This is a genomic window from Treponema vincentii, from assembly GCF_010365865.1.
GTDB lineage: Bacteria > Spirochaetota > Spirochaetia > Treponematales > Treponemataceae > Treponema.
Map to the genome: position 1 here is coordinate 1,926,721 of NZ_CP048020.1, position 16,032 is coordinate 1,942,752.

The 16,032-nt window shown below is 45.2% G+C and carries 13 protein-coding genes; 11 read left to right on the plus strand and 2 right to left on the minus strand.

Going from position 1 to position 16,032, the window contains the following annotated elements:
* The first annotated feature begins 17 nt into the window (after positions 1-17).
* Both ftsZ and GWP43_RS09020 read left to right on the plus strand, forming a co-directional pair.
* The gene (ftsZ, locus tag GWP43_RS09015) at positions 18-1,301 is read left to right on the plus strand and encodes a cell division protein FtsZ (protein ID WP_162663874.1); all 1,284 of its coding nucleotides are present in this window, start codon (positions 18-20) and stop codon (positions 1,299-1,301) included.
* A 620-nt stretch (positions 1,302-1,921) separates the two neighbouring features.
* A complete protein-coding gene (locus GWP43_RS09020) occupies positions 1,922-2,680 on the plus strand; it encodes a hypothetical protein (RefSeq protein ID WP_230977637.1) in 759 nt (252 codons plus the stop codon).
* Positions 2,681-2,800: 120 nt separating this feature from the next.
* Here the strand turns inward: GWP43_RS09020 and GWP43_RS09025 are convergent, their stop codons facing one another.
* Positions 2,801-4,102 carry a dicarboxylate/amino acid:cation symporter gene (locus tag GWP43_RS09025; RefSeq protein ID WP_230977638.1) on the minus strand — a complete coding sequence of 434 codons (1,302 nt, stop codon included), beginning with the start codon at positions 4,100-4,102 and terminating at the stop codon, positions 2,801-2,803.
* A gap of 443 nt (positions 4,103-4,545) precedes the next feature.
* On the opposite strand from GWP43_RS09025, the gene GWP43_RS09030 reads away from it, so the two are divergent.
* The 5 genes from GWP43_RS09030 (at position 4,546) to GWP43_RS09050 (ending at position 9,725) form a co-directional block, all read left to right on the plus strand.
* The gene (locus tag GWP43_RS09030; RefSeq protein ID WP_162663877.1) at positions 4,546-5,037 is read left to right on the plus strand and encodes a hypothetical protein; all 492 of its coding nucleotides are present in this window, start codon (positions 4,546-4,548) and stop codon (positions 5,035-5,037) included.
* A 91-nt stretch (positions 5,038-5,128) separates the two neighbouring features.
* The gene (locus GWP43_RS09035) at positions 5,129-5,881 is read left to right on the plus strand and encodes an ABC transporter ATP-binding protein (protein ID WP_162663878.1); all 753 of its coding nucleotides are present in this window, start codon (positions 5,129-5,131) and stop codon (positions 5,879-5,881) included.
* 70 nt (positions 5,882-5,951) lie between these two features.
* Entirely contained in the window at positions 5,952-7,484 is a 1,533-nt protein-coding gene (locus GWP43_RS09040) for an ABC transporter permease (RefSeq protein ID WP_162663879.1), read from the plus strand.
* Positions 7,485-7,518: 34 nt separating this feature from the next.
* Entirely contained in the window at positions 7,519-8,853 is a 1,335-nt protein-coding gene (locus tag GWP43_RS09045; protein WP_162663880.1) for an ABC transporter permease, read from the plus strand.
* 92 nt (positions 8,854-8,945) lie between these two features.
* Positions 8,946-9,725, plus strand: coding sequence for an outer membrane lipoprotein-sorting protein (locus GWP43_RS09050; protein ID WP_162663881.1), 780 nt, complete (start codon positions 8,946-8,948; stop codon positions 9,723-9,725).
* Positions 9,726-10,528: 803 nt separating this feature from the next.
* Here the strand turns inward: GWP43_RS09050 and GWP43_RS09055 are convergent.
* Positions 10,529-11,866 carry an MATE family efflux transporter gene (locus GWP43_RS09055; RefSeq protein WP_162663882.1) on the minus strand — a complete coding sequence of 446 codons (1,338 nt, stop codon included), beginning with the start codon at positions 11,864-11,866 and terminating at the stop codon, positions 10,529-10,531.
* A 307-nt stretch (positions 11,867-12,173) separates the two neighbouring features.
* Between GWP43_RS09055 and GWP43_RS09060 the strand changes: the two genes are divergently transcribed.
* The 4 genes from GWP43_RS09060 to GWP43_RS14910 all read left to right on the plus strand — a co-directional run bounded on the left by GWP43_RS09060 (position 12,174) and on the right by GWP43_RS14910 (position 15,937).
* Positions 12,174-13,724: an AbgT family transporter gene (locus tag GWP43_RS09060; protein WP_162663883.1), complete on the plus strand. Its 1,551-nt coding sequence runs from the start codon at positions 12,174-12,176 to the stop codon at positions 13,722-13,724.
* Positions 13,725-13,809: 85 nt separating this feature from the next.
* Positions 13,810-14,379 (plus strand): HD domain-containing protein, encoded by a 570-nt coding sequence (locus GWP43_RS09065; protein ID WP_162663884.1) that lies wholly within the window; start codon positions 13,810-13,812, stop codon positions 14,377-14,379.
* Between the two features lie 111 nt (positions 14,380-14,490).
* Entirely contained in the window at positions 14,491-15,132 is a 642-nt protein-coding gene (locus GWP43_RS09070; protein WP_230977639.1) for a TetR/AcrR family transcriptional regulator, read from the plus strand.
* 28 nt (positions 15,133-15,160) lie between these two features.
* Positions 15,161-15,937 (plus strand): L-lactate permease, encoded by a 777-nt coding sequence (locus GWP43_RS14910; RefSeq protein ID WP_230977640.1) that lies wholly within the window; start codon positions 15,161-15,163, stop codon positions 15,935-15,937.
* Positions 15,938-16,032 lie beyond the last annotated feature (95 nt).

The window sequence follows — 16,032 nt, forward strand, 5'->3', positions numbered from 1 at the left end:
AAGGGGAGGGAACATATATGGATTACCAAGTAATGCAGCAAAATGAACTGTTACCGGTTAATCCCACCGTTATTAAAGTAATCGGCGCGGGAGGAGGCGGTTCGAATGCAGTTAATAGGATGTTGGAGTGCAACATACAGTACGTCGATTTTATCGTTGCCAATACCGACGTACAGGCGCTTAATTATTCAAAAGCACCGATGAAATTAGTGATCGGATCAAAGTTAACCGGAGGACTCGGTGCCGGTGGAAAACCTGACATAGGTGAAAAAGCCGCTATGGAAGATACCGAAATTATTGCGAATGCAGTCCGCGGTGCACACATGGTGTTTATCACCGCCGGCATGGGCGGCGGCACCGGTACCGGTTCGGCGCCGGTTATCGCAAAGATAGCCCGTGATCAGGGTGCCCTAACGGTTGGTGTCGTTACCAAACCATTTGCTTTTGAAGGGCGTGCAAAGATGCGTACCGCCGAAGCAGGAATTGAAAAACTTCGCCAAAACGTCGATACGCTAGTCGTCATCCCAAATCAGCATTTATTAAACCTTGTAGACAGTAAGCAGACGATAAAAGACGCATTCGTCATGGCGGATGACGTGCTGCGCCGTGCAGTACAAGGCATTGCCGATATTATTACAAAAAACGGATTGGTCAATATAGACTTCGCGGATGTCCGCTCAACGATGGCCGGTCAGGGTGATGCACTCATGGGTGTCGGCACCGGATCGGGAGAAAATCGAGCGGTGGATGCGGCAACCAATGCCATCAACAACCCGCTTTTGGAAGATTCGCATATCGAAGGCGCAACACGAATACTGGTGAATATCTACGCAGCGGAGATGCCTTCTACCATAGAAGTCAACGATATTATGGAAATCGTTACAGCAAACGCCAACCCCGATGTAGAAACTATCCACGGTATTACCGTCGACGAAACCGACGAGGCCATGAAAGATAAAATCACCGTAACGGTCATTGCAACAGGTTTCCCAACCGATACGGATCCGATTCCGAATCTTATGCAAAAGCAGGGACAGCCCACAGGGGCAACAGCTCAACCTGAACCGCTCCATACGTCGTTTTTACAAAACGATTTTATTTCAGCAAGCGAATGGGCAAAGCTGCAAACACCGCAACAGCCTACCCTACCCGGTCTCGGCCCGCGGAATGCAGGAATACCGGCAGCCCCGCCGCCCCAACCGGCAATGGCCGAAACTCCACGCCAGCCTATCCGTGTGCAGCTCCCCGGCGCTAATACGGATTTGGATGTGCCGGCCTACATACGCAACAAACCCTTTTAAAAATATGCGGGCATCTACGTTGTCGCATCATGAAAAGTGTACATCCTTGTACCTCTCTACCGATGTACGTCCATGTACATCAGTAGAGGACAAGTTTTGTTCCAAAACTTGTTTCTGACTTATTCCCCGCCCATCCTTGGGCGCATTAATGGCGAGTTTCGGCACGCCGAAACATCGCTTCTGATGGAACCAGCGGCATCCGTGCCGCTTCTGAAACTAGTATTCAACGTATCAGAACGAACAGGGATGTTCGTGCTTATAAGCAGTAGCGAGTTTGCACCGCAAACTCGTCGTTAAAAAGCGTACACGGATGTACGCTTTTTAACAGTCTATTTTTAAAAGGCTAACGGAAGGGCTAGGTGTAAAATTTATGACCACCTTTAATCATATAAGAGCTTAATATCTCGGCGCTCTGCGTCGGAGTTGTTGATTCCAGTCTTTTTGTGCAAAATTTTGGATAAAATTTTGCACAATTTATTTTAAAAGAAGGATAAGCACACTAGACAAATTACTCAAAATCGCAGAATAAGAGAGATTGTTTAAAGGCAGTTAGATGTAATTACCATGAATTGGGAAAAGTCTAGAATTTTTACAATATTTCTGATATGGTACCGCCGATTATGACTAAAAAACTAACCTCGAATCGTCTGTTATATATCTTAAATGCCGGAATGGTGACCTTTGCAATGGTAATGAATATCAAAGCAGCTATTCCGTACGTATCTGTTATACCGTATATGAGCTTCATCAAAGCAGCGCTGAATGCTTTCTGCGTGTGTCTTTCCATTATTCTTATCATCCATCCTGAAAGAAAGCTATTAACCTATATCGTCTTTTTTGCCGAAGCAGGCAATGCTGCTCTTGTCGGATTTATAGGCATTGGAACTTCGCTGTTCTGCATAGGGATTGTCTTATGCTTTATAAACGGAGAATTTGCTGTCAACCGCAGAAGAAAAGTGATTATGCTCAGCATTTACTGGGCGCTTGTTATTGTAACAATCTGGCCTGTCCTCGGCTTTATATTTGTTATATTCGAAATTTTAGGGACGCTATTCGGGCTTACCGCATGCATCGCGCTTTATCAAAAACTCGAAGGAAAGCTTTCGTATCTTTTGCTGCCGGAGGAAACGGTAATGGCCACAATTACGCTGCCGCCTAAAGGTTCAACCTTAAAATTATCGGATTATGAGCTTTCGGAACGACAAATCGCATTTATCCTTGGTTCGATTAAACAAGGTGAAACCTACGAAGTACTGGGCAATCGGTATTATGTAAGCACTTCTGTCGTAAAAAAGGATATGGCGGCAGCCTGTAAGTATTTCGGCGTTGCAAACCGAGAAGCCCTGCGGATTTTACTGTTGCAATATAAGTTGGAATAAAGCCTCTCTCCCCTAACGCTCCGCGCCAAGGGAGAAAATCGCTCCTTTTTTAAAAACACATCCGTTACTTGATGATATAGGTTATATTATATATTCCCTTATATTGATTGACCGGAGAGATTAGTTATTCGCTTGGTTTACCGCTTGATATTTTTCCTCCTGTTTGGAAACAATGAGCGTACCGACCACATCGCCTGTTACATTGATACAGGTTCTTCCCATATCAAGCAGTGCGTCTATTCCGAGAATCATGGCGTAAGCCGCTGCTACGGCAGAACCTTCGGTGAGTTTTAAACCGCAGGAGTCGAGCACCATCAGCAGCATAATAGCACCCGAACCCGGAACACCCGCAGTGCCGACGGCCGCCAGTGTCGCTGTAAGCACCACGGTAATCTGCTGTGAAAGACTCAACGGAGAACCGATTGCATAACCGATAAACATCGCGCAAACGCCGAGATAGATGGCAGTACCGTTCATATTAATTGTCGCTCCGAGTGGCAGCGTAAACGAAGAAATACTGCGCGGAATCCCCAAATTTTCTTCTGCAACGCGCATAGTAACCGGCAACGTGCCCGATGACGAACGAGTTACAAATGCAGTGATCATAATCTCATGAATCTTCTTAAAAAAGGTTATCGGAGAAACCTTTGATGCGGCAAGGATGGCACCATACACTGCAATCGTTTGTACGACAAATCCGAGATAGGCGCACAGCGTTACCATTAAAAGAGGCCCTATTGCCTGCGGTCCCTGTTGAGCAAACACGATGGAAATTAGAACGAATACGCCGATAGGCGCGTATTGCATAATTCCGCCGACGATTTTATACATTGCCTCTGCCGCTCCATTACAGCCGAAAAACACGGTATCGCCGCTTTTTCGAAGCAATTCGTCTTTTGAACCGCGAACAAAAGAAACGGCAAAACCGAACAACATTGCAAATAATATAATGGGCAGCATATCCCCTTGCGCAAGGGCTTCCATCGGATTGGTGGGGATCATTTTTAAGAGGATTTGATTCATTGCAGGTGCTTCACTGATCTTCGCCTTTGCAGCCGCCGAACCGATAACCGAAAAACCGAAGCCGGGACGCAACAGATTGGCAAATACAAGCCCGACGAATACGGCAAGCGCACTGGTTAATAAATAGTAGATAATAATTTTTACGCCGATCCGCCCCAACTTTGCCGGTTCAATACTAGCCGAACCGCAAATAATGGAAAATAATACGACAGGCACAACAATCATTTTCAGCAATCGAATAAATACATCGCCGAAAAATTTTGTATACGTTACGTACGGTTGTACTGCATCGGGGAAAAAACCGAGTACGATACCGGTAATTGCACCGAGTATCAACGCACCGAGAATTCGTTTTAGCAAATTTGAATCCAGATACAGCCTTAATACATTTTTTTTCATCATGAACCTCCTTTAATTACTGCGAGATAGCTTTAAAACCAAAAAATTTGGAAGCATCCCGATAGTATGATTTTATTATACCCCCTATCAGAGCTAAATGCAAACAAATTTTAAGGTAGCCTGTTTTGCGACGGTAGTTTCGGAGCAACATAAATACAGGGAATCTCTACAAACAGCAGGCACATCGACTCGTTTTGTAAGGAAATGGTTTATCATACCCGCTAGCGCAAATCGCGAATCATTTTTTACTTTAACATTTTACTCTGACGTTATACTTGACCTCACATTACGAACTTATTATCCTAGATATCTCGAAGAATACGGAAGCCGTAATACAGCACCGCCATATAGACGTCGCATATGAAAAACGGAATACAACATATTTTTTCGTAACGGTGTTCGACCTTCTTATGTTTACTATAGTTAATCAAATAGGAGATAATATGATAAAGAACAGTATTGCAGCAGGGATCCTGCTCGTTGTTTTGAGTATGGCCGGATTGTATGCACAATCGCAAAAACCGCAGCCAGAACCGTACTTAACCGAAAAAGCCGTAAAAGGGCTTATCAAAAATCACGAAAAGCTGCTTGAAAGCCTCAATACCATTCTGGACGGCGAGGATTCTAAAGAAAGGCAATGGTTTGAATCCTTTCAGGCTGCTCTGGGAGAAGATACCAATCCGGCGGCTTTCCTGAAAAAGAATCCGACGCCGAAAAAACTGCAAGCACTTTTCCGGAAGTATGGGCTCGACGGAAAAACAGGACTATTGCAAATCATGGTGATTGCCTATGCCGCTTTGAATTCCGAATATGGGGCTATTCCTCTTGAAATTCATCCGGATGATTTGAAACTCGTACAAAAATACCATACGGAACTGTCTGAATTACTCAAGCCCATACCGGTTGAAACGGAAAGCGATACAGGTGATCAATAAAAAACACGGTTACAAAATCAGCAGTCGAAAGCATTAGCTTATCACACTCATTTTATGCTATTTTAGTAATTACAATTCGAGGAGATCATATATGACCATTGTACAAGTTAAGAATTTGCGCAAAACCTATCCCTTAGGGAAGGTTTTGGTAGAAGCAGTAAAAGGAATTAATTTTTCCATCGATAGCGGGGAATTTGTTTCCATTTCCGGACCGTCCGGCTCAGGGAAATCCACTACGCTCAACATGATTGGCTTGATCGATACGCCGACCTCCGGTGAGCTTATCATAAACGGAGAAACAATTTATCAAGAAAAAGACTTTACCTCTCTTTCCAAACGGAAAAACAAGGGCTTAAAAATTCCGCCGAAGCTCGACAAGCGGATCACTCAGCTGCGCCACGAGTATCTGGGCTTTATCTTTCAATCCTTTAACCTGATTCCTGTTTTGGATGTATACGAAAACATCGAGTTTCCCCTTTTGTTCGGTAAGGCAAAAGAAAGCAAAGAAAAGAGTAAGGAATGGATTGAGCACCTCATTGAAAAGGTCGGATTGAGCGAATGGACGCACCATAAATCGAACGAGCTTTCAGGCGGTCAGCGGCAGCGCGTTGCTATTGCCCGTGCCTTGGTTACAAAACCTGCATTGGTGCTTGCCGACGAACCCACTGCAAACCTCGATTCCAAAACCGGCGATCAGATTCTTGCACTGATGAAGGACATGAGCCGCGAGTTTAATACCACCTTTATCTTCTCTACCCACGATGCAAAAATCGTCAATATGACCGACCACCGCATTAAAATCTTAGACGGAAATGTCGTCGAGGACACGAAGGTTAATGGGTAATGGGTAATTATGATTTATCCGACGGAAGTGCGGTATTTACATGATTATGAATTAAATTGAAGAGGATATAATGAATAAAACGATTTTTAAGTTGGCGTTGAAAAATCTTTTTTCGCATAAGACAAAGACGCTGATTATTATGATTTTGATCGGGCTTGGCAGCTTTTTGGTGGTGTTGGGACTCGGGGTGCTGAATTTCGCCGAAAAGCAAACAAAGAATGTATGCGAGAGCGATTTTTGCGGCGATATTTTTATTACCGGAAAACCCTCCGATAAAGACGTGAATGTAACAATTGCCGGTGCATATAAAAATGTCAATACGGGGAAATTGCCTTCGATGCCGTATCTATCAAAGATAGAAAAAATTGAGGCAAAGTTACATGACATGCCGGAAGCTTCTGTGTTTACGCGGGGAATGGTTGTCGGGTATGGTATGCTGCGTCCGGCTGACCTTTCCGACACGTGGGAGCCTAAGGGTGAAAACTTTTCGTATATGCCGTATGCCACGACACTCGGTATTGAGCCTTCTTCTTACAAAAAAACATTCGAGACAATCAAAGTGTATGAAGGTGAATTTCCCGATTCCGACGGTGCGGAATTTATCCTGCTGCCGCAAAAGGTAAAAGAAAAGTACGAGAAATATTATGAACGGGAATTGCATGTTGGAGATGAAGTTGTGGTGATGAGCTTTGGAGAAAAAGCAAAGCTGCGCAAAATAAGAGTGAGCGGTTTTTTTACCTTTGCACATCCCGATACGGCAATTCAGGCGGTACTGTATACGGATATCAACAGTGCGCGTATGCTTGCCGGTGTAACGATGGGTGCTCGTACCGTTACGGAAATTCCTAAGTCAATCGATTTAAGCCTTGCAGAGAAAAGCGAAGACGACTTGTTCTCCGATGATGCAGTCGGTGTTACCGAAGAGGCGGAAAGCATCACTGAAAAAAAAGCGACTGCGGAAGAGTTGGAAAATATTTTAGGCAGTACGGAGCTGCGCAATCAGCTCAATATGGCGGACACCGATGCATGGCACTTTGTAACGGTTAAGCTGAAGGATCCTTCAAAAACATCCCGGGTGATTGCAGATTTGAATAAATGGTTTGCAGAAGAAGGTCTTATAGCACAAGCGCTTCCGTGGGATAAAGCAGTGGTGCAGTATGCTGCTGCGATTAAGATGACACGGACGCTGATGATTGCGGTGCTGGTATTGCTTGCCGTTGTGGTGCTCATCGTCATTATGAATACGCTTGTCGTTTCTGTGATGGAGCGGACGGCAGAAATCGGTACGATGCGTGCCATCGGAGCAAAGCGTTCCTTTGTCAGGCGGCTCTTTTATACGGAGTCGTTTTTACTTTCGTGCGTTGGGGCTCTGTGCGGGATTGCTCTTGCGATTATCGCAGGGCTTATCTTTAATGCGTTGGGAATCAGACTTCCGAATGAAACGATGGCGGTTATGTTCGGCGGTTATAAAATCCAGACAGCTATCTCGCCGGTCGCAGTATTGAGTACACTTGCCGCTATGCTTGCCGCCGGAGTAATTGCAAATTGGTATCCGGTTGGACTTGCATTAAAGATCAGCCCATTGGAAGCCATCAACAAATAAGGCATTGGTAATGAAGGCATTTTAAGGAAAGATTATGAATATATTAAAGATTGCATTTCGGAATTTAAATAGGCAAAAACGGCGCAGTATGCTGTTGGTTATTGCGATTGTATTTGCGTTTCTTATTGTAACATTGATCGACGGACTATCGGCAGGTGCGCGTAAGAGTTTGGAATATCAGATTGCAAAGATTATCGGCGGGCATGTCTATGTAACCGGGGCAGAAAAGGCAGCGGACAAGACAGAAGATGATAAGGCGAATGAATACCTTCCTCCCGAAAGTGTTGAGCTTGTGCATAGAATCATCAAAGAAGAAAAAATTGATGCATTGTATACAACCGTGCGTGCACAGCGTTACGGCACGCTGATTTTTGCAGGGAATCAGTTGACTGCTCAAATTGCAGGCTGCAAATTCGATGAGGAAGAAGCCTTACGCAATAGTTTTGCGTTTAAAGAAGGCGGATGGGAGAACGTAAACATAGAAAACGCTCTTTTTATCCCTCAAAAAACCGCCGAAGCGCTGAATGTCGCTTTGAATGATGTTATCCTTTATGAAATGACTACGTTAAGCGGACAGGCAACGGTTGCGGAATTTCAAATAGCAGGCATTTATCAAGATCAAAGTCAATTTGATCAAATACAGTTTTATGCGAACTTCGATTATCTCAATAAAATTGCCGAAATTCCCGAAGGGTGTGTTGCTCAGTTCGGTATTTTCTTGAGAGATGAAAACCAGCAAGATGCTGTTGCGTCCATTTTTGAAAAGCGCCTTGCCGAATACGGTCCCGTTACCAGCCGTGAACTGGCGGCGCAGTTTAACCCAACCTCTCCCGGGCAGGAATTGCTGCGGCAGTTGAATGAAGGAAAGTGGGACGGAACAAAATACGCCGTTATGACCTTCTACGATTTTGCGCCGCAGATGGTAACGCTTTCACAGACGATACAGTGGGTCAGTCTCGGTGTGCTGTTGGTATTGCTGCTCGTTACGATGATCGGTATTTCCAATACGTTCAGGATGGTTGTGCATGAGCGGAAGGGCGAAATCGGTACGATGCGTTCTTGCGGTGTCAGCAGGGGAAAGGTGAGCCTTTTATTTCTTGCGGAGGCAGGCTTTCTTTCGGTTATCGGTGCCGCAGCGGGCTTTGTGCTTGCGCTGCTCGTTATGCTGATTATCAGCCTTATCCCCATATCGATTGACTCGGTACTCAGTATGCTCACCACAAACGGACATTTCTTGTGGATACTGTCGCCGACCGTTATCTGTTTAAAATTCCTGCTAACGGCTTTCTTAGCAATCCTTGCAGCGCTCGGCCCCGCAATCCGTGCAGCCAACATGATCCCTGCGGAAGCCTTGCGATCGAGCAAGTAAAGGGAATATACCCCATGAAGGGGTCTCGTGAGTAAAGTAAGAAAATGCCTCGAGCGTTTTACTAAGAGGAGAATATATAAGAGGAGAATATAATGGATTATAAAACGATGACGAAAAAACATGCCGCAGTGTTTTTTGCGGCTATCTTATGTGCGCTGCCGCTCTCGCTTTCGGCACAAATACCGAGCACGGAAGAGATGTACGGTATTTTGGAAAAGCAGTACGAAGCAGGTAACTTTGATAAAGATATAACCTGCACGCTTTCGCTCATTATCGAAAAGCCGAACGAACCGAAATCTGCGCAGCAGTATAAACTATTCCGGCGTGATACAAAAGATCAAACCACGCTTGTGCAGCTTGCGCCTGAGGCGGATAAGGGAACGGGGTATATGCAGGAAAAGAATAACCTCTGGGTATATGATCCTACCTCGCATCAATTTACCCACTCTTCGCTTAAGCGCGCTATCGGGGATTCCGATGCAAGTGTTTCAGATGTTAATAAACGGTCTGAATTTAGAAAGACTTACGAAATTACCGATATAGCAGCATCAAAACTCGGTAAGTTTGATGTATATGCAGTTACGCTCAAGACTCTTCTTTCTGACGCGCGGTATGCGCAGGAAAAATATTACGTGCGTAAAACTGATCCGCTTATCTTAAAAATCGAAAGCTACGGCTCAAGCGGACGGCTGATGCGCACCACGCTCCTGCCTAAATACGTCAAAATCGGTAATTTCAACTGGCCTGCTCAATCCATCTATATTAACGAAATCAATAAGGGTGAAAAGACCACACAAATACTCTCCGATTTTGATACCTCCGACATACCGGATGTGGTGTTTACGAAGGCCTACTTGGAAAAAATCAATTGATCGTTTGCAAATAGCGGGGCATCTACTGCGTCGCACGGCAAAAAAGTGTCCTCAACGTATCGAAGATACGCCTGCGGTACTTTTTTGCCTACCTCCTTGTATCTACCTCCGCTATTTGCAAACGCGCTGGAGGGGCACATCTACTTCGTTACTGCGCACAAATAAATCCTCGACGTATCAGAACGGACAGGGATGTCCGGGGTGATAACCAGTAGCGAGTTTTTCGTCAGAAAAACTCGTAGCCCAAGAATGTGCAAGGACGCACATTCTTGGGCGAGGATGGCGGGGGAGTAAATCAGTAACGAGTTTAGACGTAAGGCTAAACTCGTAGCCACAGAATGTACAGGACGTACATTCTGTGGCGTGCCTGCGGGTGTTTTTTGTGCGCTCCTAGCAATTTCAGAACGGACAAGGATGTCGGTGGTGATAAGCAGTAGCGAGATTTGTGTTATGCACAAATCTCGTCGTTGAGAAGCGTACAAGGAGGTACGCTTCTCAACAGGCTATTTCCAAACGCGCTGGAGAGGCACATCTACTTCGTTACTGCGCACAAATAAATCCTCGACGTATCAGAACGGACAGGGATGTCCGGGGTGATAACCAGTAGCGAGTTTTTCGTCAGAAAAACTCGTAGCCCAAGAATGTGCAAGGACGCACATTCTTAGGCGAGGATGGCGGGAGAGTAAATCAGTAACGAGTTTAGACGTAAGGCTAAACTCGTAGCCACAGAATGTACAGGACGTACATTCTGTGGCGAGGATGTCCGTGGTATGTTGATTTATCTTCCTGCTTTCAGCAAAGTGTTATTTTTTTACCAAGTCGGTTGCGAATATCTTTATCATAATAATAACTGAAAGCACTACGACAATTCCGTCAACGAGCGGCATTGCGAGCCATACGCCCCGCGCTCCGAAAAAATGCGGCAGTATGAGTACGGCAGGCACAAAGAGCACCAGCTGCCGTGAGATCGCTAAAATACCGGCGGGTTTCGGCTTGCCGATGGCCTGAAAGAGCGTCATATTCAATATCATAATCGCAAGCGCAGGGAAGATTATCATGGCAATAACGGCATTGGTTTTTCCTTGTGCAACGAGCACGGGGTTATCGATAAACAGCCCAAGTACCTTTTCGGGACTCAGCAAAAAGATACCCCATGCAATGACGGCGAGCAAAAGGCCGAAGCCATAGAACAAGCCGGTGCCTTTTTTTACCCGATCAAAAAGCCCCGCGCCGAAGTTCGTACCGACAAAAGGCTGGAACCCTTGGCTTAATCCCCACAGCGGAATAAAACTCAACATCAAATAGCGGAAGAATGCGCCCATTAGAACGACCTGATCTTCTCCACCGTATTTTTTCAATGTCGAATACATGACCGTTTGCTGTACCAGAGAAAGAACCTGCATAATCATCGCAGACATACCGATTGCAATTGTTTCTCCGACAATCGATTTATCCGGTTTAAGGGTTTTAAAGCGAACATTTTTGCTGAAGCACAAAAAGTAAAAAAAGCTGGCCAATGCAAAAACCGCCTGCGAAATAACCGTGGCAACGGCAGCGCCGGCGATTCCTTGTTTGAACACGATAATGAACAGCGCGTCAAGCACAATATTCAGCACGGCACCGGATCCCATGATAATCATCGCAAGTGCAATTCTTCCTTCTCCGCGCAGTACCATATTTGAAGCCTGTCCGAAGTTTACAAATATGGAGCCAAGGTACACAATCCGTAAATATTGTACACCCATTGTGTGCATTTCCCCTTCCGCCCCGATAAGGGTGAGAAGCTGCGGCGCAAAAATGTATCCTACTATCATCACTACTGAGGACATCAGTACCGACAACACCAATACGTTCCCCATCACCGCATCGACGGTCTTTTGATCTTTTCTGCCGACTGCCCGCGATAAAATCGATGCGGAACCAATTCCGACCAATACCGCAATACCGTTATTCACCAGCGTAAAAGCATACGCAACGCTGATCGCACCGAGCGCTTTTTCGCCTACATACCGTCCGACAAACATTGCGTCGACGAAACTGTACAAACTGATTACCAGCATACCGATGATTCCCGGCACGCCCAACTGTAACATGAGCTTGAATATATTTCCCGATACAAGCTCCTCTCGTTTATCTGTCATAAACACTCCTAAAATAGAAACCGACGATACCGTCAGTTATTCATAGTGGAAATATATACGAATGGAAATGGATTGTCAACCGGATATAACAGCGCAATCAGAGCAAGTACATCAAATACACTTCGTTGATTACGCCGGACTTATATGATAAAAGGATATTGATATTATTCGTGCGGAGGGTTTAATACCCCGACGCTTGCGTCGGGGCTGTTGATTAAAATTTATATTTGCCAATACGAAAATCATCGTATATAATTGAAGATATTATCGCATCATGATATGCGAAAACCATTTTCTAGGAGTTCTTATGAGTACAAAAAAGAACAAGGAAGTCTCAGGCTTTCTTAAAGGCGTTGAAAGGATCGGAAATAAGCTGCCTCATCCGGCGATGCTTTTCTTTATCCTCAGCATTATCGTTGTTATTATTTCAGCCATTGTAGCGGCTGTCGGTGCGCCGGTTACCTACTTTGACGCAAAAAAGGGGCAGGAAGTAACGATAAAGGCTGTCTCGCTTTTGAATGTCGAGGGATTTCGCTATATTTTGAACAGCGCAACGAAAAACTTTACCGGTTTTGCGCCGCTCGGTACGGTATTGGTCGCAATGCTCGGTATCGGCGTTGCCGAATGGACGGGGCTCATTAATACCTCATTGAAGAAGCTTCTCACCAATATTAACCCTCGGTTGCTGACAGCCGTTGTCGTTTTTGCCGGTATTATGAGTAACATTGCGTCCGATGCAGGCTACGTTGTAGTTATTCCGCTCGGCGCCATTGTGTTTGCCAATGCGGGCAGGCATCCGCTGGCGGGTCTTGCCGCTGCCTTTGCCGGTGTTTCGGGTGGTTTTTCTGCGAACCTCTTGCTGGGGACTACCGACCCGCTGTTAACCGGCATCACTATTGAGGCCTTGCACAATGCCGGTATGGACATCCCGCTTGATCCTACCTGTAACTGGTACTTTATGGTCGTTTCAACATTCTTGTTGACAATTATCGGAACCTTGGTAACCGAAAAAATCGTAGAGAAAAACTTAGGCGAATACCACGGCACCTATAAGCCGGACAATATGCCCGTTTCCGCAGAAGAAACAAAAGGGTTAAAGCGTGCGGGTATTTCCATTCTGATTATGGTGGTCATACTTGCAATCGGCATGTTCGGCTTACCCGGCCTCCCGTCCCTTGCCATTTTAAGCGAAGTAAATCCCAAAACAGGTGTAAGTTCTCTGAGTAACTTTATGCACGGCGGTTTGCTCCCCGTTATTCTAATCCTTTTCTTGGTACCCGGTTTAGTATACGGTAAAACATTGGGAAAAATTAAAAGTTCCGGAGACCTTGTAAAAGGTATGACGCACGGAATGAGCTCAATGGCCGGCTACCTCGTACTGGCATTCTTTGCAGCGCAGTTTGTCAGCTACTTCGGTAAGACAAACCTTGGAACAATTATTTCCGTAAACGGCGCTAACTTCTTAAAGAGTATCGGTTTTACCGGTTTACCGTTAATCATCGCATTCGTTATTATTTCCGCTTTCTTGAACCTCTTTATCGGTTCCGCTTCTGCTAAGTGGGCGATTATGGCTCCGATCTTCGTACCGATGATGGTAAACCTCGGCCTCTCACCGGCTTTAACGCAGGTTGCATACCGTATCGGAGATTCCAGCACCAATATCATCACTCCGTTGATGAGCTATTTTGCGATGATCGTTGTCTTTATGAAAAAGTATGATGAGGATTCCGGTCTTGGAACATTGATATCGATAATGTTGCCGTATTCAATCGCGTTCCTGCTTTCATGGCTCGGTTTGATGATTATTTGGTATGTAACCGGCTTACCGCTCGGTCCGGGAGCATTCTTAACACTGTAAGATTCCGGATATTTGTGTTCCCGCAGTGTAAGGCCTTAGAGAAGCCGCTTGCGGGAATGCAAAATTATTTTATCAGGAGAAAGCTATGAACATTGATAGAGATACGGCAATAGGCTTACTCAATCGATATATTACGACCGAGCATATTATGGCGCATTCGTTCGCTGTCGAAGCCGTTATGCGCGCCCTTGCAAAGCGACTTGATCCGGCGGATGAAGAACTGTGGGGAATTAGCGGGCTGCTCCACGATTTGGATATGGACGTTTCAAATTGGCAGGAACATCCGGAACGGCACGGTCCCGTTACGGTTGAGCTATTAAAGGAACACAATTTCGGCTGTGAAGAAATGTACAACGCTATTATCGCTCATAATCCCGATACGGGCGCCGTACCGAAAACACTGTTTGAAAAAGCGCTCTTTGCAGCCGACCCGATTACCGGCTTTATCACCGCCGTTACGCTTGTTTATCCCGATAAAAAAATTGCGAGCGTTAAGGTTAAATCCATCGTCAAGAAAATGAAAGCAACCGGATTTGCCGCCGGTGCCGATAGAGGCGCAATGATGTCAATAGAAAATATCGGGATACCGTTTCCGGAATTTGCAGAATTAGCGCTTACCGCTATGTGCGGTATCGCCGATCAACTCGGCCTTTAGTGCGCGTTGACGTGTGAGCTTTGCCCGCCTGCGTTGAAGAGGCACTTTGACTTCTCGCGTTAACTCCTTTCAGTCTTGCGGGCTGTAAGCCTGTCTGATATTATACAGCTTATGGCTAAGTTTAAACGGCAATCGAAATCTTCTCGCATGGCGGAGATACAAGAAGCGGCAAAAAAGGTATTTTTAGAGAAAGGATTTCGCTATACGACAATGGAAGATGTTGTGAAAAACACAACGCTTTCCAAGGGCGGCGTATACCAATATTATAAAACGACAAAGGCAATCCTTTTCGATATTATGCAAAACGGAAACTATTTCCGGTATGAACGAACCGAAAAGATTGTGCAGGAATCGGCAGGTACCGAATCGGTTGCCGAGGTCATAACAGACGCTTGTATGGCTAAGCTTTTTGATGAAGTACCCGAAAAAAAACTCTACTTGATGTTTCTAGCGGAAATACCGTATGACCGCGATTATGAAGCGCTATATTTCCAATTGGAAAAACAAGCCTTTGAACTGTTTATAAAAACGTTACACTATCCGTCCCAACAAGAACAAAAAATTATGAATATCATTCAAGAGCAAGAGTACTTTTTGTTTAAAATTTTTCACGGCATGCTCGTTATGCATGAGCTATTCAGCGATAAGGATGTGTTTAATCAAAATAAAGAAAAAATCCGTACAATAATTCTGACTGCAATACAGAACTTCTTTAACCGGCACCAAGATTTGCTCAACCATATTAACCGATGATGTGTTTACCCTGAAGGATGAATAATACATGATACTGATTAATTTCATACTTGCAATGCTGCCGATTGTCTGGCTTGTTATTTCTTTAAGCAAGCTCAAGATGAGCAGTTGTAAAGCCTGCGGTATTGCGTTGCTGATAACGGCGATTTTAGCAGGATTTTATTGGAAATTGCCTCCTCTACATATCTCGTCCGCTATGTTTGAAGGAGCAGCGTATGCGCTCTGGCCAATCTGTTTGATTATTGTTGCCGCTCTTTTTACATACAATTTAACGATAAAAACCGGCGCTATGGAAAAAATCAAAGAGATGTTGATCGGTATTTCCGATGATAAAAGAATTCTGATGCTGATTATCGGCTGGGGTTTCGGTAATTTTATGGAAGGCATGGCAGGGTTCGGTACTGCGGTTGCTATTCCCGCATCGATTCTTGCCGGAATAGGTCTTAATCCCATCAACGCAGTAACGGCTTGTCTTGTTGCAAATACGACGCCGACTGCGTTCGGCTCGGCAGGAGTGCCGACAGCGACACTTGCTTCCATTACAGGGTTGGACTTGCAGCAGCTTGCCGCAAATGCCGCGCTCATACAGGCCGTTCATACGTTTCTTTCACCGTTCCTCGCGGTGGTGATCTGCGGAGGCGGCATAAAGGCATTAAAAGGCGTATGGCATATTACGTTGATCGCATCGCTGTCGTTCGTTGTGCCCTATCTCCTTTTTTGCGCAATTGTTAGGCCCCGAACTTCCAACTATTGTCGGTTCAATTTGTTCGATGCTCTGTGTAATCCTTGCGGCAAACTTCGGTAAAAGGAAACGTAATGAGGCTCCCGATACCGTAAAGATCGAATCGGAGTATTCCGTAAAAAACTGTTGCGGCAGAGATAACAACACCGGTAGCGCAT